Source organism: Pseudoclavibacter sp. RFBI5 (genome assembly GCF_002931395.1).
In the GTDB taxonomy this organism is placed as follows: Bacteria; Actinomycetota; Actinomycetes; order Actinomycetales; family Microbacteriaceae; genus Pseudoclavibacter.
This window is the reverse complement of sequence record NZ_PSYA01000005.1, coordinates 65947-92105: the sequence shown is the minus strand read 5'-3', so window position 1 is coordinate 92105 and position 26159 is coordinate 65947. Positions and strand designations below refer to the sequence as shown.

The following is a 26159-nucleotide window of genomic DNA, read 5'->3' as shown; positions in this document are numbered from 1 at the left end:
GGCAGCGTCAGCACGCGGGAGCGGATGCGCGGAGCGCGGAGAGGAGGGGCAGCTGCGCTTCGTCCTCGAGCGCACTGCCGACGGCGACGACGTCGGCTCCTGCCGAGAGGTACTCCCCCGCATTGGAAGCGTTGATGCCGCCCGTAGCGACAAGACGCATCTCGGGGAACGGCCCTCGCATGGCCGAGAACCAGTCGGCGCCGAGCACGCTGGCGGGGAACGCCTTGACCCAGGTCAGGCCGAGCGCCTTCGCGAGCTGGATGTCGGTCCCGCTGGCCACACCGGGCAGCGGGGCGAGGCCCGCGGCCTGGGCCGCCTCGATGACGGCGGGGTCGAGGCCGGGTGCGACGGTGAACGTGGCTCCGGCCTGCTTGGCCTGGTCGACGTGGGCGAGCGAGACGACGGTGCCTGCGCCGACCGCGTGCCCGCCGGGCTCGGCGGCGCGGACGACGGCGCGGAGCGCGTCGAGCGCCGCATCGTTCTGGATGGGCACCTCGACGCTCGAGATGCCGAGCGACCAGGCGAGGTTCGCGAGCTCGACGCTGCGCTCCGGGGTGTAGCCGCGCAGGATCGCCATGACGGGCGATCCGGCGAACATGGTGTCGAAGGTGTCAGTCATGTGGTCTCCAGCCGAGGTCGTGGGAGATGGCGAGGACGACGTCGTCGAGTCGCGGCTGCCATTCGGCGAGCGCGTCGAGGTCGGCACTCGCCTTGAGTGCGGTGATGGACACGGCCGCGACGACCGTGTCGCTCGAATCGCGGATGGGCATGGCGATGCAGTTGATGAAGTTCTCGTACTCGGCATCGTCGACGGCCCAGCCGCGTTCGCGGGTGCGCTCGAGCTCGGCGTCGAGGGCGGCGCGCGAGACGATCGTGTTGTCGGTGTATGGCGTGTACTCGTAGCCCTCGAGCATCCGGTCGGTCTTCTCAACGTCCTGCTGGGCGAGGATGGCCTTGCTGACGCCCGCCGTGTGCAGGAGCACCGGCTGCCCGATCTGGGAGTAGAGCCTGACCATCCCAGGCTGCTCGATCTTGTCGGCATAGACGATGCGGTCACCCTCGAGGACGGCGAGGTGCACGGTGTGCGTGCAGTCCCTGCCGAGCTCCTGCAGCACGGGGCGGGCGATGTTGCGCAGGTCGAACTGGTCGCTGGCCGCCCGGGCGAGACCGCTCAGCCGGTATCCGACCCCGTACCTGCTGTCCGCGTGACGGCGGGTGAGCCCGGTCTCGGTGAGCGTCTGCAGCATCCGCAGTGCCGTCGATCGGTGCACGCCGAGCTTGACGGCGATCTCCGACTGGGTGCGCGGCGCGAGGCTCACGTACTCGAGGATCTCTGCTGCGCGGTGGATGCTCTGGGACATGGTGGAACTCCGATCAGGCCGGGACGAAGTCGTGTGTGCTGCCGAGGGTTCGGGCGGCGAGCCCGTGCCCTCGGTTCAAGCGCGCATCGACGGGCTCGCCGCCAAGCATCGCACCGAGGTAGCCGGCGGTGAAGGCATCACCCGCCCCGACGGCTTCGACGACATCGACGGGATGCGCTGGCACGAACGTCGAGGACACGCCGCCGGCGACGACGGCGACCTCGGTTGCGCCGACGCTGCCGTCCTTCACGACGAGGCTGCCGGGCAGCCCGAGCTGCGAGTGGAGCGTCGCCGGGTGGCCTTCGCCCCACAGCGTCTCGGCCTCGTCACGGCCCACGAACACGAGGTCCGCGAGCGCTGCGAGCGTGGCGAGGCGCGGCCCCGCGGCCTCGATGCTCCAGAGCCCGGGGCGGTAGTTCACGTCGAACGACACGGTGATGGCGCGCCGCCGCGCCTCGAGCATGACGGATTCGAGCATCGCCGAGCAGCTTGTCGAGAGGCCGGCGGTGATGCCCGTCACGTGGAGGGTGGCGACGCCCTCCCAGTCGAGCTGGGCGAGCACGGTCGCATCCATTCGCGACGCGGCCGAACCGGCCCGGTAGTAGTAGACGGTGGTCTCCCCGTCGCCAGGGTCCTTGAAGTAGACGCCGGTCGGCGCCCCCGGCACGAGCTGGACGCCTGCGACGTCGACGCCGCTCGCGCGCACCTCGTCGAGGAGGCGCCACCCGAGTGGGTCGTCGCCGAGCCAGCTCACCCAGCTGGAGGGGACGCCGGAGTCGGCGAGGTACATGGCGACCGTCGACTCCGCGCCCCCGGCCTTGACGGCGAAGCTCACGGCTTCCCTGAGCGGGGCGACGTGGGTCGGCGTGACCATGGCCATGGTCTCGCCCAGGCACAGCACGCGACCGGCGCGCGGGGTGTTCGCAGGCACGGCGCTACTTGAGAATGGGCTCTTCGGTGCGCTCACGCGTCGACCGTCCTTTCAGCAGGGCGCGGATGCACGGGGCGAGAACGGCGAGGACGCTCAGGATGATGAGGGTCAGCGCGATGGGGCTCGTGAAGACCGCTCCGTAGCCGTCGATGAGGAGCGCACGCCGGAGGTTGCCCTCCGCGAGCGGCCCGAGGATGAGGCCGAGCACGAGGGGCCCCGGCGGGAAGCCGAAGCGTCGCATCGCGAGCCCGAGGAGCCCGAAGGCGAACATGAGCACGACGTCGAACACCGAGTTGGAGACGGCGAAGGTGCCGACCATGCAGAAGGTGACGATGACAACCGAGAGGTAGCGCTTCGGCATGGCGAGCAGCTTGACGACGCCGCGCATGCGCACGAGCGCGAGGGCGAGGGCGAGCACGGTGGCGATGAGCATGATCGCGGAGAGGCTGAAGACGAGATCGGGCCGGTTCGCGAAGAGGCTCGGCCCCGGCTGGAGCCCCCACACGATCATGGAGCCGAGCATGACGGCCATGACCGAGTCGCCTGGCACGCCGAGCGACAGGGTCGTCGTGACCGATCCGCCCATCGTCGCGGTGCTCGAGCTGTCGGCGGCCGCGACTCCCTCGAGCGCGCCCTTCCCGAACTTCTCCGGGGTCTTGGAGGCGCGGCGCGCCTGGTCCCACGCGATGACGCCGGCGATGTCGCCGCCGGCCGCGGGGATGACGCCGACGACGGCGCCGATTCCCGTGCCGATGGCCGTCGGCTTGCGCAGCAGCTTGCGTTCCGCCTTGTTCGGCCACCATTTGCCGAGCTGCGTGATCGGCTGCGGCTCGGGCCCCCTCTTGGCGGAGATGACCTGGTTGAAGACCTCGGCGATGCCGAAGAGGCCGATGATGGCGGCGATGAACGGCACGCCGCTCGAGAGCTCCGGGATGCCGAACGTGAAGCGCTGGTCGCCCGAGATGGGGTCGTTGCCGATCGTCCCGAGCCACAGGCCGAACGCTCCGGCCGCGAGGCCCTTCATGACGCGGTCGCCGGAGACGCCGATCATCATGGTGAGCCCGAACACGACGAGCGCGAACATCTCGATCGGCCCGAAGCTCAGCGCGAAGCCCGAGATGGGCTGCGCGAGGAACAGCAGGATGAGGATCCCGGCGAAGGAGCCGACGGCAGAGACGAGCGCGGAGCTCGTCAGCGCGATGCCGGCCTTGCCCTGCTTCGCGAGGGGGTACCCGTCGAAGGTCGTCGCGATCGAGGCGGGGGTGCCCGGCGTGTTGATGAGGATCGATGGAACCCGGTCGCCGAACTGCGCGGCGATGTAGATGGAGAGCAGCACCGCGAGACCCTGGAGGGGCTCGAGGGTGAGGGTGAAGCCGGCCGCGAGCGCGACGGCCATCGTGGCCGTGACGCCGGGAATGGCGCCCACGAGCGTGCCAAGGAGCACCCCGATGATGAGGCACAGCGCGATCGTGGGGTCGAGGAGCGCGCCGAGCCCTTCCGTGATGCCGTTCACAGCGGCACCCCCAGGAGGAGCCCGAAGACCCCGTAGAGCACAACCGTCACGATGACCGGGAACAGCACGAGGTCACGCCAGCCGCGGCCGCCGAGCACGAACGTGAGTCCGGCGGCGAGGAGCAGCGTGACGATCACGAAGTGGAGGAAGTACCAGGCGACACCGTAGGCGGCGATGGCCGCGAGCATGAGGAGCACCCGCGAGATGCCGCGCTTCGTGGGGGCGTCCTCGCTCGGCGCATCAGGCTTGCGGATGGCGACCCCGATGAGCAGCGCCCCGAGGAGCACGATGGCCCCGCCGAGCACGGTCGGCCACCAGCGCGGGCCGAACGGGTCGCCGCCCGTCGCCGGGACGACGGCGACGGCCAGGGCGATGGATGCTCCGCCGACGGCGATCACACCCGCCGCGATGAGCATGTCCCGCCGCCGGCTGACGGGCCGAGACTCGGAGGTCTCCTCGTCGACGCCGAGCGCCACGTCGAGAGGGTTCGCCTCGACTGATCTGTCCATGACGGTCACGCCTCTACTCGCCGAACAGCTCTGCGAAGCGCTCGTTCTCGGCCTTCACGAAGTCGGTCGCCTCGTCGCCGGGGATGAACACGGGGATGTTGCCGCCCGATTCGATGAGCTCGACGTACTCGGAGCTGCCGGCCGCGGTCTCGAGCGCCGCCTGCAGCGACTCCTTGACCGCGGGGTCGAGCCCGGTCGGCGCGCCGACGGCGGCCCAGCTGCCGATGACGACGTCGTAGCCCTGCTCGCCCGCCGTCGGCACGTCAGGCAGCGCGGGGGCGCGTTCCTCGGTAAAGACGGCGAGCACGCGGAGTCGCCCGTCCTCGTCAGCGGGAGCGGTCTCGCCGATGCCGGCGACGACTGCGTCGACCTGGCCACCGACAGCTGCCGTGACCGCGGGGGCGCCGCCGTCGAAGGGCACGCCCTGGAACTCGACACCGGCGACGTTGCCGAGCTCGGTCGCCCCGGCCTCCCAGATCGAGCCGGGGCCGGCGTTGGAGATCGTGACGCTGCCCGGGCTCGCCGCCGCGGCGGCGACGAGCTCCTCGAGCGTCTGGTAGGGGCTGTCCGCGGGGACCGCGATCGTGCCCGGCTGCTCGTTGACGATGCCGAGGAAGTCGTAGCTGGCCGGGTCGATGTCGTACCCCTGGTGGCCGAGCATGCTCACCTCGACGGGGAAGACCATGATCGAGTAGCCGTCGGCCGCGAGGCCGGCGACGTGCTGCATGCCGACGGAGCCGGCACCGCCGGGTCGGTTGTCGACGACGATCGACTGCCCCAGCTCGGACTCGAGCTGCGTCGCCAGGGTGCGGGCGGTGAGGTCGGTCGCACCTCCGGCCTGCGTCGGCGTGTAGAACGTGATGGCCTGCGAGGGAAACTCCTCGCCACCTGCGGTTCCGCCCGCGCGGTTCGCGCAGCCGGAGAGGGAGAGCACGGTCGCCGCGGCGGCGAGCAACGCGAGGGGCGCCAGTTTCGAAGGACGTCGCTTCATCGGGGTTCCATCCACTTCGTTGGGAATGTGTTGCATATGTTGCAACGCGGTTGCACTAACTGCACACATCGTATGAAAACCGAAAGCAGCACGCAAGTGGAAGCCGAAGATCGTCTCCAGAACTGGACGAAGGGGTAAGGCAAGGCTTATCTTTGCTCGGTGAGTGCTTCCACTGCTGTTCAGACCCGCCCCGCCTACCGGCCGTACTGCGCCGAGGTCAGAGCAGTGCAGCGCCTTGCTCCCGCATTCACCCGCGTGACCTTCACGTGCGACGACTTCGAGTACTTCGGCACGACCGGACTCGACCAGCGCATCAAGCTCATCCTCCCCATGGCGGACGGCACGACCAGCGACTTCGGGCAGCGCGACGCAGAGGTGCTCGACGCCGGCCTCTGGTACGAGCGCTGGCGGGCGACCCCCACGGAACGCCGCAGCCCCCTGCGCACCTACACGGTGCGCCGCGTCGACCCTGAAGCTCGCGAGATCGACGTCGACTTCGTCGTGCACCACGGCGCGGGTCCGGCAGGTGCCTGGGCCGAGAACGCGAAGCCGGGCGACGACCTCGTCATCGTCGGCCCCGACCAGCGCAGCGAGCACTCGCACCTCGGCGCGGACTGGCATCCCGGCACCGCCAAGCGCCTCCTGCTCGCGGGTGACGAGACAGCGGTTCCCGCGATCGGCTCGATCCTCGAATCGCTCAGCGGCCGGTGCGAGGTGGATGCGCTCCTCGAGGTGCCAACGAGCGCCGACATCATCCCCATCGACGTGCCCGCCAGCTTCCGCATCACCTGGCTGCCCCGCGACGGCGCCGCCCACGGCGCCCGGCTGACGCAAGCCCTGCAGCAGTGGTGCCTCGACTCCCCCGAGGCGCTCGCACAGGCCGCGGCCCCCCGCCCGCAGCAGATCGCCGACATCGACGTCGACGTCGACCTCCTCTGGGACAGCCCAGAGGACGGCGAAGGCGAGTTCTACGCGTGGATGGCCGGCGAGGCCGCCACCATCAAGACCCTCCGCCGACACCTGGTGACCACCAACGGCGTCGACCGCAAGCGCGTCGCCTTCATGGGGTACTGGCGACTCGGCCAGTCCGAGCACCAGGAATGATCGCGGGCGCACGCGCGCGCCGCGTCCGCCTCGTCGCCGTCGGGGCGGTCGCCCTGCTCCTGGTCGCCGTGATCGTGAGCCTCCTCGTGGGGGCCCGCACCGTCGCGCCATCCGTGGTCGTGGATGCCCTGCTCGCGCCGAACCCGGACCTGGCCGACCACACCGTGGTCAGGGATCAGCGCATCCCCCGCACCCTCATCGGCGTCCTGGCCGGTGCGGCGCTCGCCGTCGCCGGCACCCTCATGCAGGGGATCACGCGCAACCCGCTCGCTGACCCGGGGCTCCTCGGCATCAACGCGGGAGCCTCCGTCGCCGTGCTCGTCGCCATCACGTTCTTCAGCATCTCCGCACCCACCGGGTTCGTGTGGTTCGCCTTCGCTGGGGCTGCCGTCGCCGCAGTCGTCGTCGCCGTCATCGGCACGCGCGGCCCGGACGGCGACAATCCGGCGAAGCTCGCGCTCACGGGCGCCGCCGTCACCGCCGGCCTCACCGCCGTGACGACCCTCATCCTCACCACCTCCATCGTGGCGCTCGACGTCTTCCGCTACTGGCAGGTCGGAGGCCTCACCTCGCGCGGCCTCGACACGGTCGCCGTCGTCGCGATCCCCCTGCTCATCGGCGGCATCATCGCCATCGCGAGCGCGCGCGGCCTCGACCTCATCGCCCTCGGCGCCGACACCGCGGCAGGCCTCGGCCAGAACGTGCCGCGCACGCGCGCGCTCGGCATCCTCGCGACCGTGCTGCTCTGCGGCGGGGCCACCTCGATCGCCGGGCCCATCGTCTTCATCGGGCTCCTCGTGCCGCACGCCCTGCGCGCGATGGTCGGCGACGACTACCGGCGGCTCCTCCTCATCGGCGCGCCCCTCGGCGGCGCGGTGCTGCTCATCGCCGACATCGTCGGCCGCGTCATCGCGCCGCCGGGCGAGGTCCAGGCCGGTGTCGTGGTCGCCTTCGTCGGCGCCCCGGTGCTCATCGCGCTGGTCCTCCGCCGCAAGCAGGTGGCCCTGTGACCGCCCGCGATGTCCTCCCGAAGAACACGGCAGCGCCCCTCCGCGGCTCCGAGTCGCCGCTCGAGGCGGTGCGAGCCCGCGTCAGACGGCGCCGCGGGTTCGTCGTCGGCGGCGTCACCGTGGCCCTGATCGCCGTCGTCCTCCTCGGCGTCACGACCGGCGACTACCCGCTCACCCTCGAGCAGCTCGCGCGCACCCTGCTCGGGGGCGGCGACCGCCTCGAGTCCTACGTGCTCTTCCAGGTGCGGCTCCCGCGCGTGCTCATGGGCGTCCTGGTCGGCGCCTGCCTCGGCGTCGCAGGCGCCCTCCTGCAGGGCGTGCTCCGGAACCCGCTCGCGAGCCCCGACCTCCTCGGCATCAGCGGCGGCAGCAGCGTCGCAGCCGTGTTCCTGCTCCTCATCTTCGGCGTCACCGGGCCGATCCTCGCGGTCGCCGCCTTCGCCGGGGGGCTCGCGGTCGCCGCCATCCTGCTCCTCGCGGCAGGCAGGCGAGGCGAGGCCGGCTTTCGCCTCATCCTCGCCGGCATCGGCATCTCGTTCCTCACCGTCGCCATCATGAACTACCTCATGGTCCGCAGCCAGGTCGAGCTCGCTCAGGCCGCGCTGCTCTGGGTCACGGGCTCCCTCGCCTCCACCGCGTGGTGGCACCTCCTCGTCGTCGCCGTCGTCGCCGTCGCACTCCTCCCCGCCGTGCTCATCTCCGCGCGCTGGCTGCCGATCACCCAGCTCGGCGCATCCACGGCAGCCGGGCTCGGCGTCACCACCAGCCGGGTGCGGATGATCGCGGTCGTCTCCGCCGTGCTGCTCACCGCCGTCACGTGCGCCTTCGCGGGGCCCATCTCGTTCATCGCGCTCTGCGCACCGGCCATCGCCAGGTCCCTGCTCGGCCACGGCTCCATCGGAGTCGGGACGAGCGCGATCACGGGGGCCGCCCTCCTCACGGGCGCCGACCTCGTCGCGCAGTTCGCGATCCCGGACACCTCACTGCCCGTCGGAGTCGTCACGGGGGCCGTCGGCGCCGTGTTCCTGCTCTGGCTCCTCGCCTCGACGAAAGGACGCCAGCTGTGACCGGCGACCACCAAGCACCCGCAGCCTCGGTCGACCCCACCGCCGCAACGCCAGCGGGGCCGCGCCTCTCCGCACGCGGCCTCTCGGCCGGCTACCCCGGCCGCACCGTCATCGAAGGACTCGACCTCGACATCACCCCGGGCCGCATCACGATGATCATCGGCGCCAACGCCTGCGGCAAGTCCACCCTCCTCGGCGTGCTCGCGCGCCTCACCTCGCCCCTCGCCGGCAGCGTGCAGCTCGACGACGTCGACGCCGCCAGCATCCCCAGGCGCCGGTTCGCGCAGACCGTCGGGATGCTCCCCCAGCATCCGACCGCCCCCGACGGACTCACGGTCGCCGAGCTCGTCTCGAGAGGCCGGCACCCGCACCGCGGACTCTTCGACCGCTGGGGAACCGCCGACACGAAGCACGTCGACGAGGCCATGCGCCGCACCGGCGTCGCGGAGCTCGCCGATAGACCGGTCGGCGACCTGTCCGGCGGGCAGCGGCAGCGCGTCTGGATCGCCATGTCCCTGGCGCAGAACCCCAAGGTGCTCCTCCTCGACGAGCCCACGACGTTCCTCGACCTCAGCCACCAGCTCGAGGTCCTCGACCTGCTCGTGAGCCTCAACCGGCGCGAAGGCACCACCATCGTCGTCGTCCTGCACGAGCTGAACCTCGCGGCCCGCTACGCCGACGAGCTCATCGTGATGCGCGACGGTCGCATCGTCGCCAACGGCTCCCCCACCGAGGTGCTCACGAAAGAGGTCGTCGCCGACGCCTTCGCCCTCGACGCGCTTGTCATGCCGGACCCCCTCACCAGAACACCCCTCATCGTCCCCGTCCCGGGAGGCGCCCACACGGGCAGCGAGCCCGAGTAGCCCCTCTCCACCCCCAGCTCTTCACGCATCCGCACGAAAGGAACCACCCCATGAACCGCACCCTCCGACCGATCGCCGCCGCCGCGGTGGCGGTCACGGCGCTCGCGCTCAGCGCCTGCGCCCCCGCCGCCACCGACACGAGCGACGCGGCCGCCGCACCGGGCGACGCCGCGAGCTTCCCCGTCACCTTCGAGCACATGTACGGCACCACCACGATCGAAGAGGCGCCGACCCGCGTCGCGACGTGGGGATGGGGCGTCACCGACGCGGTCCTCGCGCTCGACATCGTCCCCGTCGCCATGGCATCGATGGACTACGGCGGAGGCGAGGACCGCATCGCGCCGTGGGTCTCCGACAAGATCGAGGAGCTCGGCGGCGAAGCCCCCGTCATCCTCGACAACGCCACCTACGAGCTCTCCGTGGAGGCGCTGCTCGCCACCGACCCCGACGTGTTCATCGCGTCCTACTCCGGGCTCACGCAGGAGGAGTACGACGCCGTCACCGCGGCCGGCGTGCCCGTCGTCGCCCCCGAGGAAGCGATCTGGTCGACGCCGTGGCGTGACGTCATCACCGACACCGGCAAGGCCCTCGGCCTCGAGGCGGACGCCAACGAGATCCTCGCCGACCTCGACCAGCAGGTCGCCGATCAGGCCGCCGAGCATCCCGAGTTCGAAGGCACGACGATCGCCTACGCGTCCGAGGATGTGGACACCTTCTACCTCCTCCTCGAGAACGACCCGCGCGTCGAGCTGCTCACCGACCTCGGCTTCACGAGCGCGCCATCCGTCGCGGAACTCGCAACCGGGGAGTCGACGTTCTCGACGACCGTCTCCAGCGAGAACCTCGACAAGATCGACGCGGACGTCGTCTTCACCCAGACCGAGACCGAGGAGCAGCTGCAGACGTTCCTGACCTCGGACCGCACGAAGCTCATCCCCGCCGTCTCCAAGGGCGCCGTCGCAGCGCTCGTGGGCGAGGAGAACGGCGCGGCCATCTCGCCGACCGCCCTCTCCATCCCGTTCTTCCTCCCGATGCTCGTCGAGCAGCTCGCCACGGCGACCGCGGTCGCGAAGAGCTAGCGACGGGGGCCCACCCCCACGCAGAACGCTGCCAGTCAGATGCGCCCTCTCGGAAGCCGAGGGGGCGCATCTGACTGGCAGCGGTGGTTCTGCCCGACCGAGCGCCTAGCGCGCGGTGACGGGGTTGGAGAGCGAGCCGATGCCCTCGATCGTGCAGGTGACCGTGTCGCCCTTCGCGAGCGGACCGACGCCCGCGGGCGTGCCCGTGAGGATGATGTCGCCCGGCAGCAGCGTGAACACGCTCGACGCGTACTCGACGAGCTTCGCGACCGACGTGATCATCTGCGAGAGGTCGCCCTCCTGGCGCAGCTCGCCGTTGACCTCAGCGGTGATGCGGCCCTTCGAGGGGTCGAAGTCGGTCTCGATGATCGGGCCGAGCGGGCAGAACGAGTCGAAGCCCTTCGCGCGAGCCCACTGGCCGTCGCTCTTCTGCAGGTCACGGGCCGTGACATCGTTCGCGATCGTGTAGCCGAAGATGACCTGAGCCGCGTCGGCGGCCGGCACGTTGCGGGCGACCTGGCCGATGACGACGGCGAGCTCCGCCTCGTGGTCGACGCGCTCCGACTGGGGCGGCAGCACGATCGGGTGGCGGGGGCCGATGACCGAGGTGTTCGGCTTGAGGAACATCATGGGCACCTCGGCGGCCTCGTTGCCGAGCTCGTTCGCGTGCTCCGCGTAGTTGCGTCCGAAGCCGATCACCTTCGAGCGCGGCAGCACGGGCGACTGCAGCTGCACCTGGTCGATCGGGATGCGTTCGTCGAGCGTCTCGTAGCCGAGGTAGAGGGGGTCACCCGCCAGCTTGACGTAGACCTTCTCCTCCTCGTCGAGGATGCCGAAAGTGAGCTGACCCTGGTATTCGAAGCGCGCGATCTTCACCGTGCCAGCCTACAGCGGCGCGGCCGAGCCCGCGCCGAGCCGCTTCATTGCAGCGCCGGCGCAGGCTCCGCGTCGCCATCCGCGCCCGTCTTGATCGTCTCGCCGCGGAAGAACCCCGGGCTGCGGACGTACTGCACGACCATGAGCACGACGCCGAGCAGGAGCACGCCGACCCCGAGCACGAATACGAGGCCGATGCCGTCCTGCGCGATGCCGTCGGCGTCGTAGCTCGTCGCGAAGACCGCGGAGCCCGAGCCGAACGACGGCGACAGCGACGCCCTGGCGGTCTCGAAGAAGAAGTAGAGCAGCGCGAGCCCGCCGAGCAGCGGGAAGAGGAACCGGAAGAACAGGTTCCGCGTCGAGGAGAACAGCGAGCGGCGGAAGTACCAGACGCATGCGAGCCCCGTGACGCCGTAGTAGAAGCACACCATGAGGCCGAGCGCCGCGATGGTGTCCCAGAGGGCGTTCTCGGAGAGCAGCCGCAGCACGATGTAGAAGACGATCGCCGCGGCCGCCGAGGCGATGGTCGCCACCGACGGCGACTTGAAGCGGGGGCTCACGCTGGCGTACGACCTGGGCAGCGCCCCGTAATGCCCCATGGCGAGGAGCGTGCGAGAGGGCGACACCATCGTCGACTGCAGCGAGGCCGCCGAGCTGAACATGACGGCGACCGTCATGAGCAGCGCGAACGGGCCCATGATCGGCTCCGCGAGGGAGGCGAGGATGCTCTCCTGATTGTCTGGGTTGCCGGCACCGAGGCCCTCCTCGCCGATACCCGCGTAGGCGAGGACCGCAAGCGTCATCAGCACGTAGATCGCGACCATGACGAAGATCGTGAGCATGGAGGCACGGCCCGGGGTCTTCTCCGGATCCTTCGCCTCCTCGTTCATCGTGATGACCGTGTCCCAGCCCCAGAACAGGAAGATCGACAGCGAGACGCCGGCGGAGATCGCGGCGAGCGAGCCCACCTCGAACGGGTTGAACCACGACAGCTCGATGGGGGTCGCGTCGAACGCGGTGCCGTTCCCGACGTGCACGAACGCCGCGATGATGAACCAGACGATGGCGATGAGCTGCACGACCACGAGGACGTACTGGACCTTCTTCGTCGACTCGACGCCGCGGTAGGAGATCCACGCGGCGAGGGCAGTGAAGATGACGGTCATCGGGATGTTGATCCACAGCACGCGCGTCAGGTCCGCGAGCTCCGGGTTCTGGAAGATCTGCGCCAGCATGATGAAGAAGAAGTCGACGGCGACGGCCGCGAGGTTCGAGAGCACGAGGACGGTCGCGGCGATGAGCCCCCATCCGCCCATCCACCCGATCCACGGCCCGAACGCGCGGGTCGCCCACGTGAACGAGGTGCCGGAGTCCGGCATCGCCGTGTTGAGCTCCCGGTAGCCGAACACGACGAGCAGCATCGGGATGAACCCGACGAGCATGATGGCGGGCGTGTAGACGCCGACCTGCGCGATGGTGGGGCCGAGGCCGGACGTGACGGCGTAGGCGGGCGCGATGCAGGAGACGCCGATGACGGCCGCCCCGAGCACCCCGACCTTGCCGGCGGAGAGGCCCTTCGCGCTCAGTCCCCCACCATGCAGCTCCTCGTTGAGCTTCGCCGCCGCTGCGGTTTCCGATGTTGTCATTTGGTGATGATGGCCCATCCCCGGAGAACCGTCAATGGGCCGAAACGGCCCGGAAATATTGCGTGAATCGACAGAACGGCCGGGGCCTCCGGGGCGGCGCTCGGTTTGCATTGCGCCGCGCCTCGCGAGACATTGGCAGTTGTCAGATATCGCCCCTCCCTTGACCGACGGCGGGCATCGACCTCGAGCGAGAGGGACCATGAAGAGGCCCACAGATCCGCATCCCGTGATCGAGACCCTGCTCGACGGCGGCGGCGACGACGAACCGCAGCCCAGAACCCGGTCCTCCAGGCGGACACCGGCGGTTGGACCTCGCCGCCCGATCACCGGCAGCGGGCGCCACGTCTCGCGGCACAGGCGCACGAGCTCGAAGTTCGTGCGACGCCGCCTCATGGTCGCCGCCGCGGCGGCCGTCTGCGTGACCATGGTCGCCGGCATCGGCTTCATCTCCGCGACCTACTTCCAGGTCGTGGGCAACCTCGCCGACAACGCCGTGGGTCGAGCGGACGGAACGGGCACCGAGATCTCCGGATGGGATGGCGCCGTTAACATCCTCATCATGGGCTCCGACTCCAGGGACGGGCAGTCGAGCGCCGACTACGGGGAGGCCAGCGGGGCGCGGTCCGACGTCATGATGCTGCTGCACGTGTCGGCCGATCGCGAGGACGCGACCCTCATCAGCATTCCCCGAGACACGATGCTGCCGACCCCGGAATGCACGACCCCGGACGGTGCCGTGGTGCCAGCGCAGGAGGCCGCGCAGATCAACGGGGCGCTCGAGAACGGGCCGTTCTGCTCGCTCGACACGATCCGCGATTTCACCGGCCTGGACATCGACCACTTCATCGTCGTCGGCTTCGACGGCGTCATCGGCATCACGGAGGCCATCGGCGGCGTCGACGTGTGCGTCGAGAACGACATCGCCGACGACTACTCGGGGCTGTACATGACCGCGGGCACCCACAGCCTCCAGGGCGAGGCGGCCCTCGCGTTCCTGCGCACGCGGCACGGCTTCGCCGACGGGAGCGACCTGGGGCGCATCCAGGCCCAGCAGGCGTTCCTCGCCTCCCTCGCTCGGAAGGTCACGAGCGCCGGCACGCTCACCAACCCGGGGGCCCTCTACGGGCTCGCCGACTCCGCGTCGAAGGCCATGACCGTCGACGAGGCGCTCGCGCAGCCGAGCAGCCTCGTCGCGCTCGCGCAGACGCTCGCGAACGTCGACCTCGACCGCATCGTCATGCTGCAGCTGCCCGTCGCGCCCTATTGGGCGGACCCGAACCGAGTCGAGCCGATCACGGCGGAGACCGACGCCATCTTCGCGACCCTCCGCGCCGACCAGCCGCTGTCGTTCCAGGATGACCAGGCAGCGGATGCATCCGCCGGGGATGCCCCCGATGGCGACGGCGAGCAGGAAGGCCCGGAACAGCCCGACGACGCGACGCGATCGGACGACGCGGCTGCCGCGCCCGGCGAGCCGCTGACCCTCTCCGACGACATCGTCGGCCGGACGGCGGAGGACACCACCTGCGCGAGCTGACCTCGCCGCCCCGCCCCCGCTCTGCAACGCCCACCCGAGCTGCGCAACACCCCCTGTGCAACGCCCCCACCGCCGCATCCGCCGCAGATGGGGCACTTTCACCCCGTATCAGCGCTCGATACGGGGTGGAAGTGCCCCATCTGCGGCGGATGCGGCGGGGCGGGTTGGGATGCGGGATACCGCGGGACAGCTAGTCCTTCAGCACCTCGATCGACTGCGTGTCGCGGTCGTTGCCGATCTGGATCGTCTCGCCGCGGAAGAACCCGGGGCTGCGGAAGTACTGCACGACCATGATGACCACGCCGAGCAGCAGCACTCCGATGCCGAGCACGAACACGAGACCGATGCCGTCCTGGGCGATGCCGTCGGCGTCGTAGCTCGTCGCGAAGACCGCCGAGCCTGAGCCGAACGACGGCGACAGGGACGCGACGGCCGTCTCGTAGAAGAAGTACAGCAGCACGATGCCGCCGAGCAGTGGGAACAGGAACCGGAAGAAGAAGTTCCTGGCCGAGCTGAACAGGCTGTGCCTGAAGTACCAGACGCACGCGAGCCCCGTGACGCCGTAGTAGAAGCAGATCATGAGGCCGAGGGCCGCGATCGTGTCCCACAGCGCGTTCTCGGAGAGCAGCCTCATGACGACGTAGAACACGACAGCGGCGATGGCCGAGGCCAGGGTCGCGACCGACGGCGACTTGAAGCGCGGGCTGACGTCCGCGAAGCGCTTCGGCAGGGCGCCGTAGTGCCCCATGGCGAGGATCGTGCGCGATGGGGAGACCATCGTCGACTGCAGCGAGGCCGCCGACGACGACAGGATGGCGATCGACATCAGCAGCGCGAACGGCCCCATGACCGGCCCCGCGAGCGCCGCGAAGATGCTCTCCTGGTTGTCCGGGTTGCCGGCTCCGAGGCCCTCGGTGCCGATGCCCGCGAAGACGAGCACGGCGAGGGTCGTGAGCAGGTAGATCACCATGATGATGATGATCGTGAGCATGGCGGCGCGGCCCGGTGTCTTCTTCGGGTCCTTCGCCTCCTCGTTCATCGTGATGACCGTGTCCCAGCCCCAGAAGAGGAAGATCGACAGCGAGACGCCGGCGGCGACGACGGCCATGTCGCCCAGCTCGAAGGGGTTGAACCAGGACAGCTCGATGGGGGTCGGGTCGAAGGCCGTGTTGTTGCTCAGGTGCATGAAGGCGGCGACGATGAACCAGGCCAGCGCGATGAGCTGGAACGCGACGAGCCCGACCTGGATCTTCTCGGTCGCCTCGACTCCCCGGTACGAGATCCACGCCGCGAGCGCCGTGAAGAGGATCGTGACGGGGATGTTGATCCACAGCACCGTCGTGAGGTCGGCGAGCTCCGGATTCTGGAACACCTGCGCGAGCAGGATGAACAGGAAGTCCACGGCAACGGCCGCGAGATTCGAGAGCACGAGGACGGTCGCCGCGATGAGCCCCCATCCGCCCATCCAGCCGATCCAGGGCCCGAACGCGCGGGACGCCCACGTGAAGGTGGTGCCGGAGTCCGGCATGGCCGAGTTCAGCTCGCGGTAGCCGAAGACGACGAGCACCATCGGGATGAAGCCGATGAAGAGGATCGCCGGCGTCTGCAGGCCGACCTGCGAGATGGTCGGGCCGAGACCCGAGGTCAGCGTGTACGCCGGGGCGATGCACGAGATGCCGATGATGGTCGCGCCGATGACGCCGACCTTGCCTGCGGAGAGCCCCTTGGAGCTGAGTCCGCCCCGCTCCGTGCTGTCTTCTGTCCTGGTCATTGCCCTGTTCCTGTCGCTGGGGATTCGGGAGCGGACTTGGGCGCCTCGGCAGGCTGCGCGGCGCGCGGCACGACGATGATCGGCACGGTCAGCACGCGCAGCAGGCGCTGCGCGCGGGCGCCGAGGAAGATGCGCCCTCCCTGGGCGAGGCGGCTGGAGCCGACGAAGGCGACATCGCCCGGCTTCCAGTCGGCCCGCTCGAGTGCGGCCTCGAGGCTCTCGCCCTCGACCGTCTCGACGGTGGCCTTGCCCGACTCCAGCAGGGCCTCCGCACGGCCGGCGAGCACTGCCCCACCGAACTCGCGCACGAACTCGTCGACCTCCTGCACCTGGCTGGGCGGGACCCGGTCGAGCTGCACGAGCGAGAGCAGGCGCAGCTGCACGTCGCGCTGCAGCGCGCTCTCGACGGAGGTGCCGATGAGCGCGGCGGCCCCCGAGCGGGTGCCGAACAGCGTGGTGATGCGTGTGACGGGCCCCTCTTCGGCGAACCCAGCCGGAGCGAGCGCGACGGGCAGCGGCGAGGCGTGCAGCAGCGTGGATGCCACTGTCCCGATGGTGAACTGCCGCAGCAGTGCGGTGGTGGCGGCGCCGATGACCAGCGCGGCAGCGCCGAATTCAGCGGCGATGTCCATGAGCCCCTGGGCCTCGCCCGTGGCGCTGCGGACGACGCCGCGCGCCGCGATGCCCTCCGGCACCTGGGCGAGCGCTTCGCTCATCCACGTGTCGATCTGCTTGCCGATGATGCTGTCGGCATCGTCGAGCGGCAGCGGATGCGTGCCGCTGTACGGCGACGTCTCCGGCGTGATCATCGCGACGATGATCTCCGTGTCGGTGCCCTTCGCGAGGAAGGAGGCGAGGGCGAGGGCGTCATGCCCTCGATCGCTCGCGATGTAGCCCACTACGAAACGCTGCGCCATGCTGCCTCTCCAATTCTTGGGGTGTCGTCCGATTTCGGGATGCCGTGGGCGCTCAGGACTGGAGGATGCGCTTCGCCGTAGCTTCGCCCATCCGCACCGCGCCGTCAACGTGCTGGTAGCCCTCTGCCGCGAGGTCGGAGCTCGACCAGAAGATCGGGCCGACCGGGTCGTGCTGGATGGCGCCCCAGCGGTGGAGTCCGCCGAGGTCGTAGCTCGTGGCGTACGCGCCGCGGGTCCACTCCTCTGCGCCGAAGTCGGAGAGGTAGAAGACCTCGGGGTCGAGGGCCTTCGGCCCGAGGAACTCGGCGACGGAGCCGAGGACGGCGGCCTTGCGCTCCTCGTCGCTGAGCGCCCACATGGCCTCCGCCGCCTCATCGGTGATGAAGCCGACGAGGGTACCTCGCTCGTCTTCGTGGTTGGTGTTGTCGTAGACCTCCTGCACGATGTGGCCGGCGCCGAACGCGGTGCCGCTGAGGCCCTCTTCACGCCAGAACGGGGTGGCGTAGGTGGCGTGCACCTTGATGACGAGGCCCATGGAGATGTGCTGGTGCACGATCATCTGCTGGCGCGGCAGGGCGGGGACGAAGGAGACGCGCGAGTAGAGGTTGGGCGGCACGGCCATGATGGCGTGCTGCGCCTTGACGGTGATGTGGTCGGCGACCGCGGTGACGGAGGCCGCATTGCCCGCTCCGTTGTCCTCCCAGTGGAGGAAGCGCACTGGGTTGTTCAGGAACACGTCGTCGCCGAGCTCCTGCGCCATCTGCTGGCTGACCGACTGCATGCCACCGATGACGCGCTTGTCGAGGATGAAGCTCTCGTCGACGAGGTTCGAGAACGAACCGGCGGATGCGGCCATGAGCACTGCCTGCAGCGCCGAGAACGCGAAGGACGGCTTGGTGAGCATGCCGCCGGCGACGAACAGCCCGATGTTGTTGCAGGCCTCCTCGTCGGTGGACTGCTGGCGCAGCCAGTGGTGGAAGGAGATGGTGTCGAGCTCGCGCGCCTTGGCGTGCGCCCACGGCTCGACGGGGCCGATCTCGGCGGCGAGGCCGTCGAGGAGCTCGATCATGCGGTCCATCTCGGCGGCGGTGTGCTCGCTGACGGGGAACGTGTCGCCCTCGTAGACGGTGCGCTCGCCCTTGGGGCTGATGTAGACCGACTTGCCCTCGCGGTAGCGCGAGAAGGTGCCCTTGCCGAGCTCTTCGAGCAGGGCGAGGAGCGCCGTCTGGTCTGGCGAGACCCACTGGCCGCCGATCTCGAAGAACTGGCCGTCGATGATGTTGCTCCAGGTGCGTCCGCCGACTCGGTCGCGCGCCTCGAGGACGGCGACGGTCTTGCCTGCCTGGGTGAGGCGGCGGGCCGCTGTGAGGCCGGAGGGGCCTGCTCCGATGATGACGACGTCGCGTTCGATGGTCTGCATTTCCGCTCTTTCCGTTGTGACAGCTCCAAGCGCCCTGGCTTCGCCGTCGAAGTGAGTGTGGTTGGCGGCCGGCTTCCTGGCGCCGCCTTCCAAATAAACAGGATTAATTTACGTTAGTCGAGACGGGCCCCTCGGACAAGCCGCATTTCCGAGGAGCTAGGGTCGGACAACGGGAGGGCCAGTGAGCACCAGCGAGCATGTGGAGTCTGACGGACAGCGGCGTGCTGGGCGACCCCGCACGCGCATCCTCACGCAGAAGCGCATCACCGACGCCGCCATGCGCGTCGCGACCCACGAGGGGTACGACGCCCTGACGATGGCGAAGCTCGCCAAGGCGCTCGGCGTCACCCCCGCGGCCCTCTACAACCACGCGCACTCGAAGCGGCAGATCCTGCGCTGGATCGAGGATCGCCTCATGGCCGCCGTCGACGCCTCGGCGTTCGAGACCGAGCCGTGGGACGCGGCCCTCGCGAGCTGGGCGCGCAGCTACCGCCTCGTCATGAAGGAGCACGACTCGCTCGTGGAGGCGATCGCGAAGATGCCCGTCGCCGGCGCGACCGACACGCTCGCGATGTACGAGGGGGTCGCCTCAGGCCTCCGACGGGCCGGCTGGCCGGACGCCAACATCATGCCGGCGATCGTGGCGATCGAGTCGTTCGTCTACGGCTCCGCGTACGACCTCAACGCGCCCCTCGATATCTTCGAGCTCGGCGATCAGGCGGATGCGGCACCCACGCTCGCGGCCTCCGTCGCGGCGCACACACCGCTGGGGCTGCGCGAGCAGGCCTTCGAGCGCGGGCTCGACGCGCTCATCCGCGGACTCGGGGCGGCAGCGGGAGTCTGACTCCGGAGACCGACGCAGCGCCGCGGTCACCGCCGAGACCGTGAAGTGCTGACTGCACGCCATCGAGGGGACCTCGGTTTTACACGAGCGTTACATTGCAGAAACCTCCCGCGAAGCGTGAAGTCATAACTTCAACGCATGACCGATCAACTGGCACAGACTGGCGCATCCGGCAGCACCCGCGGCCTGGGCACCGAAGGCGCGGCGCCCGACAACCTCGTCGAGGCGGCGGGCCACCCCGTCGGCGACGGCAACATGAAGCCCGGCTACGACCCGCGGCTCGCGAACGAGGACCTCGCTCCCCTGCGCAAGCAGCGCTGGGGCTCCTACAACATCTTCGCCTTCTGGATGTCCGACGTGCACAGCGTCGGCGGCTACGTCACGGCCGGCAGCCTCTTCGCGCTCGGCATCGCCAGCTGGCAGGTGCTCGTCGCCCTCATCGTCGGCATCCTCATCGTGCAGTTCTTCACGAACCTCGTCGCCAAGTCGAGCCAGAAGACGGGCGTGCCCTACCCCGTCGTGAACCGCGCGATCTTCGGCGTCAAGGGCGCCAACATCCCGGCGATCATCCGCGGCCTCATCGCCATCGCCTGGTACGGCGTGCAGACGTTCCTCGCCGCCGAGTCGCTCAACATCGTGTTCCTCAAGTTCATCCCCGCCAGCGAGGTGCTGCGCACCGACTACTCGTTCCTCGGCCTGTCGGCGCTCGGCTGGATCTCCTACGCGATCCTCTGGTTCGCGCAGGCAGCGCTGTTCTGGGGCGGGATGGAGTCCATCCGCCGCTTCATCGACTGGGCGGGGCCAGCGGTGTACGTCGTCATGATCGTGCTCGCCATCTACCTCGTCAGCCAGGCGGGCTGGGAGAACATCGACTTCAACCTCTCCGCGGGTGAGCCGCTCGACTTCTGGGCCTCCATCCCGGTCATGTTCACGGCCATCGCGATCGTCGTCTCCTACTTCTCCGGCCCCATGCTCAACTTCGGCGACTTCTCGAGGTACGCGAAGAGCTACAAGGCCGTGAAGCGGGGCAACTTCCTCGGGCTCCCGCTCAACTTCCTGTTCTTCTCCATCCTCACGGTGCTCACCGCGAGCGCCACCGTGCCCGTCTTCGGCGAGCTCATCACGGACCCGATCCACACGGTCGAGCGCATCGACACGCACTTCGCGATCCTCCTCGGCGGCCTCACGTTCGTGACGGCGACGGTCGGCATCAACATCGTGGCGAACTTCATCGCGCCGGCGTTCGACTTCTCGAACGTCGCCCCGCACAGGATCAGCTGGCGGATGGGCGGCATGATCGCCGCCGTCGGCTCCGTGCTGCTCACCCCGTGGAACTGGTACAACAACGACGCCGCGATCCAGAACACGCTCGGCGTGCTCGGTGCGCTCATCGGACCGCTCTTCGGCATCCTCATCGCCGGCTACTACGTGATTGGCAGGCAGCGCATCAAGGTCGACGAGATGTTCACGATGAGCGAGACGGGCGCCTACTGGTACCGCAAGGGGTTCAACCCGAACGCGGCGTGGGCCATGGTGCTCGCCGGCGCCCCGACGGTCGCGATCGCGGTGCTGACCCGGCCGCTCGCCGAGGCGGGCATCCTGGACCTGAGCTACCTCGCCGACTTCAGCTGGTTCATCGGCTGCGGACTCGGATTCGCGCTCTTCGTCCTGTTCGAGCGCCGCCAGCCGCTCATGCCGACGTTCGAGGGCGAGACCGCCGGCATCTCCGACGGATCGATCGAGGAGGACTGACCCAGCATGCGCATCACGCTCATCAACCCGAATACCTCCGTCGCCATGACGCAGAAGGTCGCGGCAGCGGCCAGAGCCGTGGCCGGCCCCGGCGTCGAGATCGTCGCCGTGTGCCCGGCCCCCGGTGAGGGCCCGGAGGCCATCGAGAGCCACTTCGACGAGGTGCGGGCGGCCTCCGTCGTCGTCGAGCTCGTCGAGCGCGATCTCGCGGACGGCGGCAGCGACGGCTACGTCATCGCCTGCTTCGGCGACCCGGGGCTCGACGCGGCACGCGAGCTCGTCGACGTGCCCGTCATCGGCATCGCCGAGGCGGCCATGCACGTCGCGGCGCTCACGGGGCGCACGTTCGGCATCGTCACGACCCTCTCCCGCACGCTCGGCCGCGCCGACGACCTCGTGCAGCGGTACGGGTTCGAGCGGGCGTGCGTCGCGGCGTACGGCACCGGCATCCCCGTCCTCGCACTCGAGGAGACCGGCTCGGCGGCGTTCGAGGACATCGCCGCGTGGTGCGAGCGAGTCGTCCGGGAGGACGGCGCCGACGCGGTGGTGCTCGGATGCGCGGGCATGGCCGACCTGTGCGCTCGCCTCTCCGAGCGGGTCGGGGTGCCGGTCGTCGACGGCGTCGCCGCATCGGTCGGGCTCGTCGCGGCGATGTCGCGCATGGGCGTCGGCACGAGCAAGCGGGACGAGTACGCACGCCCCACCCGGGCGCAGGCCGCGCCGCAGGGGCAGCTGCGGGTTCCAGCGGCGGCGATCGCATGAGGATCTCCGCGCGACGCGTCTTCCTCGGCGGCGGATTCTCGCCGGCGACGGTGTCCGTCAGCGACGGCACCATCGCCGCCATCGCCCCGTTCGACGACGACGCCGACGTCGTCCTGCCGGACACCCAGGTGCTCCTGCCTGGCCTCGTGGACACGCACGTGCACCTCAACGAGCCGGGCCGCACGCACTGGGAGGGCTTCGCGACGGGCACGGCTGCCGCCGCCGCTGGCGGGGTCACGACGGTCGTCGACATGCCGCTCAACTCGCTGCCCGTCACGACGAGCGTCGAGGCGCTCGACGCGAAGCGCGCGGCGACCTCCGGCCAGCTGGCCGTCGACCTCGCCTACTGGGGCGGCGTCGTCCCGCAGAACCTCGGCTCCCTGCGTCCGCTGCTCGCGGCGGGCGCGGTCGGCGTCAAGTGCTTCCTCGCGCCGAGCGGCATCGACGAGTTCGATCACCTCTCGTTCCCCGAGCTCGAGCAGGCGCTCGAGGAGCTCGCCGAGGTCGATGGGCTCCTGATCGCGCACGCCGAGCTCGAAGCGCACCTGAGCGAGGCATCCGGCCCCGTCTTCTCCGACTTCGTCGCGTCGAGGCCGCCGGTCGCGGAGGTCGAGGCGATCCGCGCCGTCATCGCCGCGGCGAGGCGCACCGGCGCCAGGGCGCACATCGTGCACGTGTCGGCGGCAGAGGCCCTCGACCTGGTCCGCGCGGCGAAGGCCGACGGCGTGCGCATCACGATCGAGACCTGCCCGCACTACCTGAGCCTTCGGGCCGAGGAGGTGCCGGACGGCGACGGGCGTTTCAAGTGCTGCCCACCTATCCGCGACACCGCGAACCAGGACGCGCTCTGGGCCGGCGTGCTCGACGGCACGATCGACGCGATCGTCAGCGACCACTCCCCAGCAACGCTCGAGCTCAAGGCGGGGCCCGACCTCGGCACCGCGTGGGGTGGCATCGCCGGGGTGCAGACCGGGCTCACCGCGGTCTGGACCGAGGCCAGGCGGCGCGGCATCCCGCTGGAGGCGATCCTGCCCCTCTTCACCACGGGACCGGCCGCGCTCGTGCGCCTCGAGGACCGTGGCCTCATCACGGTCGGCGCCCCGGCCCACTTCGCGATCTTCGAACCAGACCTCGAGCACACGCTGGAGGAGAATACCCTCGAGTACCGCACCAAGATCAGTCCGTGGCACGGGGCGCGGCTGCACGGGGTCGTCGACTCGACCTACCTGCACGGCGAGCTGATCTACGCACGGGCAGCCGGGCTCACGTCCCGCCTGGGCCGCGAGGTGCTCGCGGCGGCGAACCCCGCACGACTGGACCTCGACGAGGAGCAGGCAGCATGACCACGATTCCCACCGCAGCTCCCGCGGCGAACCGCTACGGCGTCGGCGCAGCCACGCCGGCATTCGCCCCGCTCCCCATCCTGCAGCCGGGCACACGCCTGCCTGAGGGCGCGAGCTACCTGCCATCTGGAGCATCGACCTCGATCTGGGGCAGGCTCCCGAGCGCGCGCGACACCCCCGTGCTGACCGTGCGGCCCGGGGCGAGCGTCGTCATCGACACCGTCAGCCACGAGGGCCTGCTGCCCGACCAGGGACAGCACCCCGCCGCGTTCTTCGCGGCGCACGGCGTGCATCCGGATGCCGTGCTGCTCGACGCCATCGAGATCGCCGAGCACGCGCCCCGCGACCCGGCGAACGACGGCCCGCACGTCGTGACCGGCCCCATCGCCGTCGAGGGCGCCATGCCAGGCGACCTGCTGCGCATCACGGTCGAGAAGCTCGAGCCTCGCGTGCCATACGGGGTCATCTCCAACCGGCACGGCAAGGGCGCGCTGCCCGGCGTGCTGCCGCGCAGCCGCGAGACCGTGAGCGTGTTCGCCGCGGTCGAGGAACGCGGCGGCGAGCTCGTCGGCACCATGCCGCTCACCGAGGGCGGCGTTCGGAGCGTCGTGTTCCCCCTCGCCCCGTTCCTCGGCACGATGGGCGTCGCTCCCGCCGCGGGCGCGCGCCCGCACTCCGTGCCGCCCGGCCCGCACGGCGGCAACATCGACATCAAGCTGCTCACCGAGGGCAGCGTGCTCTACCTGCCCGTGCAGGTCCCCGACGCGCTCGCCTACGTCGGCGATCCGCACTTCGCGCAGGGCGACGGCGAGGTCGCCCTCACGGCGCTCGAGGCCTCGCTGCGCGCGACCCTCACCTTCGACGTCGTTCCGGCGGCGGATGCGCGGCGCGAGTTTGGCGACCTCACCGGCCCGCTCGTGCGCACGCCCGAGTACCTCGTGCCCACCGGCCTCGACCCAGACCTGAACGCGGCCATGCGCAAGTGCGTGCGCGCCGCCGTCGACCTGCTGCAGGCTCGGTGGGGCATGGACGAGCACCTCGCCTACGCGTACCTGTCGGCGGCCACCGACTTCGACATCTCGCAGGTCGTCGACGTCGTCTGCGGCGTGCACGCCCGCATCCGCGAGGCCGACTTCGCCGACGTGCCGGCTGGCACGGCACCGCAGAACGGAACAGGAGCACCCGCGTGACCTCAGTCGAGCAGAACGCCCCAGAGACGACGCGCGCGGACGGAACCCCACCCGCCGCGCTGCTCGCCGCCTTCGAAGCCTACGAGCGGGCCGTGCAGAGCAACGACCTCGACGAGCTCGACGCCTGGTTCGCGCCAGGAGACGCGACGCTTCGCGGCGACGACAGCGGCCTGCTGGTCGGCCACGAGCAGATCAGCGAGTTCCGCGCCCAGCGCGGCGGCGTCGCGAAGCGCACCATCGAGCGCATCGAGTACCGGGCCCTGGCCGACGGCGTCGCGCTGCTCGTCTCCACCTCGCGCTTCGCCACCGGCGGGCTCGGACTGCAGACGCAGCTCTGGCAGCAGCTGCCGCAGGGCTGGCGCATCACGGCCGCGCACGTGACCCCGAGGCCCCGCGCCTTCGACCGCTCGATCTGGCGCACCGTCGGCGACCCGCTCTTCCAAGGCGCGTGGGAGGGCCCCCTCGAAGGGCTCACCGTCGCCGTGAAGGACCTCTTCGCGATTCGCGGCTACCGCATCGGCGCAGGCAACCCCAGCTACCTCGACTCCGCGAAGGCGGAGACGAGGACCGCGCCCGCCGTCAGGGACCTGCTGCGCGGCGGCGCCTCCCTGCGCGGCATCGCCCGCACCGACGAGTTCGCGTACTCGATCGCCGGCGACAACGCCCACTTCGGGACTCCCCCGAACGCCGCCGTGCCCGGTGCCCTCCCCGGCGGCTCCTCGAGCGGGCCGGCATCCGCCGTCGCCAACGGCCAGGCCGACATCGGCCTCGCGACCGACACCGCCGGATCGGTGCGCATCCCCGCCTCCTATCAGGGGCTGTGGGGCCTGCGCACGACACACGACCTCGTGCCACGTCAGGGCCTCCTGCCGCTCGCGCAGTCGTTCGACACCGTCGGGTGGCTCACGCGCGACGGCGAGACCCTGCAGCGGGTCGCCGACTGGTGCCTCTCCTACGACAGCTCCGAGTCCACCGCGAGCGCGGCGGGGCAGCGCGGCGAGGACCTCCCCGGCCGCCTCGTCGTGCCGGCCGAGGTGCTGGCGGCCGCCTCGCCAGAGACCGTGTCCGCCTTCGAGGCGTTCCTGCGCGAGCTGGAGGAGCGCGGAGCCGTGGCTGCGCCGGTCGAGCGGGCCTCGATCGGCGAGCTCGCGAGCTACCAGGAGCCGTTCCGGATCGTGCAGGGCGCTGAGGCCTGGCGCAACAACCGCCCATGGCTGGAAGCGCACCCCGGCGCCACGGGCCCCGCCGTCGCTGCCCGGTTCCTCGCCGCCTCGCAGATCACCGAGGCGCAGGAGCAGGCGGCCCGCGACGCCCTCGCTCCCCTCAGCGCCCGCCTCGAGCGACTCGTCCGCGATGCCGTGCTCCTCTTCCCCACCGCCCCTGGGGCAGCGCCGAGCCGAGCCGCGGATGCAGCGAGCATCGACGCCATCCGCACCGCGACGCTGCGCATGACCACCCCGGCCGCCGTCGCCGGGCTGCCCGCGCTCTCCGCGCCGCTCCTCAGCCTGCCGACCACGAGCAGCGCGCAGGCCGCGCCCGTCGGCGTCTGCTTCGTGTCGCGAGCGGGCTCCGACCTGGCGCTCGTCCGACTCGGCCGCAGGCTCGCATCCGCCGCAGCCCCCACGCCGAGAGCCACCAGCCGCGACGCGACGAGCGCGTGAGCACCGAGAGAA

At 70.4% G+C, this 26159-nt stretch carries 23 protein-coding genes; 12 read left to right on the top strand and 11 right to left on the bottom strand.

Going from position 1 to position 26159, the window contains the following annotated elements; translation table 11 throughout:
* Nucleotides 1–7 precede the first annotated feature (7 nt).
* From C5E06_RS04390 to C5E06_RS04365, 6 genes are read right to left on the bottom strand one after another with little or no spacing between them, the layout of a single operon-like run.
* Nucleotides 8–619 (bottom strand): bifunctional 4-hydroxy-2-oxoglutarate aldolase/2-dehydro-3-deoxy-phosphogluconate aldolase, encoded by a 612-nt coding sequence (locus C5E06_RS04390; protein WP_104306106.1) that lies wholly within the window; start codon nt 617–619, stop codon nt 8–10.
* The gene (locus C5E06_RS04385) at nt 612–1361 is read right to left on the bottom strand and encodes an IclR family transcriptional regulator (protein ID WP_104306105.1); all 750 of its coding nucleotides are present in this window, start codon (nt 1359–1361) and stop codon (nt 612–614) included. Before C5E06_RS04385 ends, C5E06_RS04390 begins: the two co-directional genes overlap by 8 nt.
* A gap of 13 nt (nt 1362–1374) precedes the next feature.
* Nucleotides 1375–2292: a sugar kinase gene (locus tag C5E06_RS04380; protein WP_258067488.1), complete on the bottom strand. Its 918-nt coding sequence runs from the start codon at nt 2290–2292 to the stop codon at nt 1375–1377.
* Nucleotides 2293–2296: 4 nt separating this feature from the next.
* Entirely contained in the window at nt 2297–3805 is a 1509-nt protein-coding gene (locus C5E06_RS04375) for a tripartite tricarboxylate transporter permease (protein ID WP_104306104.1), read from the bottom strand.
* Nucleotides 3802–4314 (bottom strand): tripartite tricarboxylate transporter TctB family protein, encoded by a 513-nt coding sequence (locus C5E06_RS04370; RefSeq protein WP_146080294.1) that lies wholly within the window; start codon nt 4312–4314, stop codon nt 3802–3804. The genes C5E06_RS04375 and C5E06_RS04370 overlap by 4 nt, the downstream gene beginning before the upstream one ends.
* Before the next feature lie 13 nt (nt 4315–4327).
* Nucleotides 4328–5305 (bottom strand): tripartite tricarboxylate transporter substrate binding protein, encoded by a 978-nt coding sequence (locus C5E06_RS04365; protein WP_104306103.1) that lies wholly within the window; start codon nt 5303–5305, stop codon nt 4328–4330.
* Nucleotides 5306–5464: 159 nt separating this feature from the next.
* On the opposite strand from C5E06_RS04365, the gene C5E06_RS04360 reads away from it, so the two are divergent.
* The 5 genes from C5E06_RS04360 to C5E06_RS04340 are packed head-to-tail and all read left to right on the top strand — an operon-like array spanning nt 5465 to nt 10428.
* Nucleotides 5465–6409, top strand: coding sequence for a siderophore-interacting protein (locus C5E06_RS04360; RefSeq protein ID WP_104306102.1), 945 nt, complete (start codon nt 5465–5467; stop codon nt 6407–6409).
* Nucleotides 6406–7419 (top strand): iron ABC transporter permease, encoded by a 1014-nt coding sequence (locus C5E06_RS04355; RefSeq protein WP_104306101.1) that lies wholly within the window; start codon nt 6406–6408, stop codon nt 7417–7419. Before C5E06_RS04360 ends, C5E06_RS04355 begins: the two co-directional genes overlap by 4 nt.
* Nucleotides 7416–8486, top strand: coding sequence for an iron chelate uptake ABC transporter family permease subunit (locus tag C5E06_RS04350; protein WP_258067487.1), 1071 nt, complete (start codon nt 7416–7418; stop codon nt 8484–8486). Before C5E06_RS04355 ends, C5E06_RS04350 begins: the two co-directional genes overlap by 4 nt.
* A complete protein-coding gene (locus C5E06_RS04345) occupies nt 8483–9349 on the top strand; it encodes an ABC transporter ATP-binding protein (protein ID WP_104306100.1) in 867 nt (288 codons plus the stop codon). Before C5E06_RS04350 ends, C5E06_RS04345 begins: the two co-directional genes overlap by 4 nt.
* A gap of 50 nt (nt 9350–9399) precedes the next feature.
* Complete coding sequence (locus tag C5E06_RS04340; RefSeq protein WP_104240462.1) at nt 9400–10428, top strand: ABC transporter substrate-binding protein; 1029 nt, start codon at nt 9400–9402, stop codon at nt 10426–10428.
* Between the two features lie 105 nt (nt 10429–10533).
* Here the strand turns inward: C5E06_RS04340 and C5E06_RS04335 are convergent, their stop codons facing one another.
* Nucleotides 10534–11304: a fumarylacetoacetate hydrolase family protein gene (locus tag C5E06_RS04335; protein WP_104240461.1), complete on the bottom strand. Its 771-nt coding sequence runs from the start codon at nt 11302–11304 to the stop codon at nt 10534–10536.
* Nucleotides 11305–11348: 44 nt separating this feature from the next.
* A complete protein-coding gene (locus tag C5E06_RS04330; RefSeq protein ID WP_181059721.1) occupies nt 11349–12950 on the bottom strand; it encodes an APC family permease in 1602 nt (533 codons plus the stop codon).
* 199 nt (nt 12951–13149) lie between these two features.
* Between C5E06_RS04330 and C5E06_RS04325 the strand changes: the two genes are divergently transcribed.
* Nucleotides 13150–14487 (top strand): LCP family protein, encoded by a 1338-nt coding sequence (locus C5E06_RS04325; protein WP_181062891.1) that lies wholly within the window; start codon nt 13150–13152, stop codon nt 14485–14487.
* A 190-nt stretch (nt 14488–14677) separates the two neighbouring features.
* Here the strand turns inward: C5E06_RS04325 and C5E06_RS04320 are convergent, their stop codons facing one another.
* From C5E06_RS04320 to C5E06_RS04310, 3 genes are read right to left on the bottom strand one after another with little or no spacing between them, the layout of a single operon-like run.
* Nucleotides 14678–16258 (bottom strand): APC family permease, encoded by a 1581-nt coding sequence (locus C5E06_RS04320; protein ID WP_104240456.1) that lies wholly within the window; start codon nt 16256–16258, stop codon nt 14678–14680.
* Nucleotides 16255–17175, bottom strand: a complete 921-nt coding sequence (locus C5E06_RS04315) for a universal stress protein (protein ID WP_104298351.1) — start codon at nt 17173–17175, stop codon at nt 16255–16257. Before C5E06_RS04315 ends, C5E06_RS04320 begins: the two co-directional genes overlap by 4 nt.
* Before the next feature lie 52 nt (nt 17176–17227).
* Nucleotides 17228–18595, bottom strand: a complete 1368-nt coding sequence (locus C5E06_RS04310) for an NAD(P)/FAD-dependent oxidoreductase (RefSeq protein ID WP_104306097.1) — start codon at nt 18593–18595, stop codon at nt 17228–17230.
* A gap of 181 nt (nt 18596–18776) precedes the next feature.
* On the opposite strand from C5E06_RS04310, the gene C5E06_RS04305 reads away from it, so the two are divergent.
* From C5E06_RS04305 to C5E06_RS04280, 6 genes are all read left to right on the top strand, one after another.
* Nucleotides 18777–19439 (top strand): TetR/AcrR family transcriptional regulator, encoded by a 663-nt coding sequence (locus tag C5E06_RS04305; protein ID WP_258063027.1) that lies wholly within the window; start codon nt 18777–18779, stop codon nt 19437–19439.
* Nucleotides 19440–19577: 138 nt separating this feature from the next.
* Nucleotides 19578–21191, top strand: coding sequence for an NCS1 family nucleobase:cation symporter-1 (locus C5E06_RS04300; RefSeq protein ID WP_104306096.1), 1614 nt, complete (start codon nt 19578–19580; stop codon nt 21189–21191).
* A gap of 6 nt (nt 21192–21197) precedes the next feature.
* The gene (locus C5E06_RS04295; RefSeq protein WP_104306095.1) at nt 21198–21953 is read left to right on the top strand and encodes an aspartate/glutamate racemase family protein; all 756 of its coding nucleotides are present in this window, start codon (nt 21198–21200) and stop codon (nt 21951–21953) included.
* Entirely contained in the window at nt 21950–23296 is a 1347-nt protein-coding gene (gene allB / locus C5E06_RS04290) for an allantoinase AllB (RefSeq protein ID WP_104306094.1), read from the top strand. Before C5E06_RS04295 ends, allB begins: the two co-directional genes overlap by 4 nt.
* Nucleotides 23293–24486: an acetamidase/formamidase family protein gene (locus C5E06_RS04285; protein ID WP_104306093.1), complete on the top strand. Its 1194-nt coding sequence runs from the start codon at nt 23293–23295 to the stop codon at nt 24484–24486. Before allB ends, C5E06_RS04285 begins: the two co-directional genes overlap by 4 nt.
* The gene (locus C5E06_RS04280) at nt 24483–26147 is read left to right on the top strand and encodes an AtzH-like domain-containing protein (RefSeq protein ID WP_181062890.1); all 1665 of its coding nucleotides are present in this window, start codon (nt 24483–24485) and stop codon (nt 26145–26147) included. Before C5E06_RS04285 ends, C5E06_RS04280 begins: the two co-directional genes overlap by 4 nt.
* The last annotated feature ends 12 nt before the right edge of the window (nt 26148–26159 follow it).

Bases quoted from the DNA above. Each gene is read 5' to 3' on its own strand.
- C5E06_RS04390 (WP_104306106.1), bottom strand. From the start codon at position 619: ATGACTGACACCTTCGACACCATGTTCGCCGGATCGCCCGTCATGGCG.
- C5E06_RS04385 (WP_104306105.1), bottom strand. From the start codon at position 1,361: ATGTCCCAGAGCATCCACCGCGCAGCAGAGATCCTCGAGTACGTGAGC.
- C5E06_RS04370 (WP_146080294.1), bottom strand. From the start codon at position 4,314: ATGGACAGATCAGTCGAGGCGAACCCTCTCGACGTGGCGCTCGGCGTC.
- C5E06_RS04365 (WP_104306103.1), bottom strand. From the start codon at position 5,305: ATGAAGCGACGTCCTTCGAAACTGGCGCCCCTCGCGTTGCTCGCCGCC.
- C5E06_RS04355 (WP_104306101.1), top strand. From the start codon at position 6,406: ATGATCGCGGGCGCACGCGCGCGCCGCGTCCGCCTCGTCGCCGTCGGG.
- C5E06_RS04340 (WP_104240462.1), top strand. From the start codon at position 9,400: ATGAACCGCACCCTCCGACCGATCGCCGCCGCCGCGGTGGCGGTCACG.
- C5E06_RS04330 (WP_181059721.1), bottom strand. From the start codon at position 12,950: ATGACAACATCGGAAACCGCAGCGGCGGCGAAGCTCAACGAGGAGCTG.
- C5E06_RS04325 (WP_181062891.1), top strand. From the start codon at position 13,150: ATGAAGAGGCCCACAGATCCGCATCCCGTGATCGAGACCCTGCTCGAC.
- C5E06_RS04320 (WP_104240456.1), bottom strand. From the start codon at position 16,258: ATGACCAGGACAGAAGACAGCACGGAGCGGGGCGGACTCAGCTCCAAG.
- C5E06_RS04315 (WP_104298351.1), bottom strand. From the start codon at position 17,175: ATGGCGCAGCGTTTCGTAGTGGGCTACATCGCGAGCGATCGAGGGCAT.
- C5E06_RS04310 (WP_104306097.1), bottom strand. From the start codon at position 18,595: ATGCAGACCATCGAACGCGACGTCGTCATCATCGGAGCAGGCCCCTCC.
- C5E06_RS04300 (WP_104306096.1), top strand. From the start codon at position 19,578: ATGACCGATCAACTGGCACAGACTGGCGCATCCGGCAGCACCCGCGGC.
- C5E06_RS04295 (WP_104306095.1), top strand. From the start codon at position 21,198: ATGCGCATCACGCTCATCAACCCGAATACCTCCGTCGCCATGACGCAG.
- allB (WP_104306094.1), top strand. From the start codon at position 21,950: ATGAGGATCTCCGCGCGACGCGTCTTCCTCGGCGGCGGATTCTCGCCG.
- C5E06_RS04285 (WP_104306093.1), top strand. From the start codon at position 23,293: ATGACCACGATTCCCACCGCAGCTCCCGCGGCGAACCGCTACGGCGTC.